General features: G+C 61.2%; 2 protein-coding genes. Both read right to left on the bottom strand.

The genetic code is table 11. From position 1 onward, the window contains the following. Positions 1–268: 268 nt before the first annotated feature. A complete protein-coding gene (locus F0Q34_RS21510) occupies positions 269–682 on the bottom strand; it encodes a transposase (RefSeq protein ID WP_149814416.1) in 414 nt (137 codons plus the stop codon). A gap of 217 nt (positions 683–899) precedes the next feature. Further along, positions 900–1253, bottom strand: a 354-nt coding sequence (locus F0Q34_RS22600) for a tripartite tricarboxylate transporter substrate-binding protein (protein WP_306419410.1), incomplete at its 5' end; no start/stop codon positions are given.

Genomic DNA, 1253 nt, shown 5'->3' with positions numbered 1-1253 from the left:
GAAGAACCTGGCCCATAGTGCCTCCTTCCAGTCGCGGGAGAAGAGTGCACCATCAAATCCTGGGATCAAACATCTAGAGTTCGCGTCGGGGCGGCCTGCGGAACTGGATGCGCTCGGCCAGGCCACGCCGTTCCAGCAGTTCCGGATTGCGCTTGATGCGGTAGGCGGTCATCGGCCCAGGCGCGGCTGGCCGTGTCTTCGGAATCCAGGAGAGCCGGAAAGCTGCGACTGTCGTGCTGCGCGGCGTCGGTCACCGTCCAACGATGGATCAGCCCGTGCCGCCGGTCGATGCGATGTGGCTTTTGTAGCCGAAGATCGGCACCGCGATCTGGATGGCTTGGCGTGGCGCACCCTCAGGTCTGAGGCTTGGTGCGCCCGCGCTTGGGCGTCCAGCGGTCATCGCGGTCCTTCTCCGCCCGCTTGGCGCAGAACCAGCCTCGGGCGTGCCGCCGTCGCGGATGATGGCCTTCTCTTCCAGGGTGAGCTTCTGACGCGGCGCGGCAATGAGGGTGGCATCAATGATCTGCCCGCCCCTGGCGAGGAAGCCCTTGCTGGTCAGAACCTCGTCAAAGCGGCTGAACAGCCCTTCCATGGCACCCGCCTGCTTGAGCTGTTCTCGGTAGAGCCAGATCGTCTTGGTGTCCGACACCGCTTGGTGCAGCCCGGGGCCCGCGAAGCGCATGAATGATAATCGCCGCTTTCCGCGAAGGTCCACGATTCCGGAATCGCAACGGAGCGCCGTGCGCCTGTACTCGCAATATAGCGCCCTTGCCTGCGTTGATCGCCGGTAGTGCGGAGGGGACGGTGATGCAAGCCACTTTAAGATTTCCGGAGGCGATATCGTTTCCTGCCTCTGCACCGCTGCGATAGGGCACGTGCTCTATCTGGAGCTCCGTCCGCTAGCCTAGCAACTCTCCCGCTAGGTGTTCCGCGCTCCCGATGCCCGAGGATCCGAAAATTACCGGACTACCCTTCTCGCGCGATTCAGCAACAAAGCTTTGGAGGTCCTTCGCTGCGTGCTCTGCAGAGACTATCCAGACCCATGGCTGGATCGTCACGCCGGAGATGTAGCTGAAGCTCGTCTCGTAGTTGATGGGAATATCAGGCTGAAGCATAGGATTAATGATATGACCTGGGCTATCAAAAAGTAGCACATGGCCATCTGGATCTGATCTAACCCCCTTTAAAAGCGAACGGCCGATGATGTGAGATTGGCGGGACGCGGAGAGGCGGCGGAGATGGCGAAGAAGCAG

The organism is Teichococcus oryzae (assembly GCF_008386565.1).
In the GTDB taxonomy this organism is placed as follows: domain Bacteria; phylum Pseudomonadota; class Alphaproteobacteria; order Acetobacterales; family Acetobacteraceae; genus Pseudoroseomonas; species Pseudoroseomonas oryzae.
Note: the sequence above shows the minus strand (reverse complement) of the source record. Positions and strands in the feature narration are given on the sequence as shown.

What these genes read in the sequence shown, in the direction of transcription:
- F0Q34_RS21510 (WP_149814416.1), bottom strand. Translation starts at nt 682, where the DNA reads ATGCGCTTCGCGGGCCCCGGGCTGCACCAAGCGGTGTCGGACACCAAG.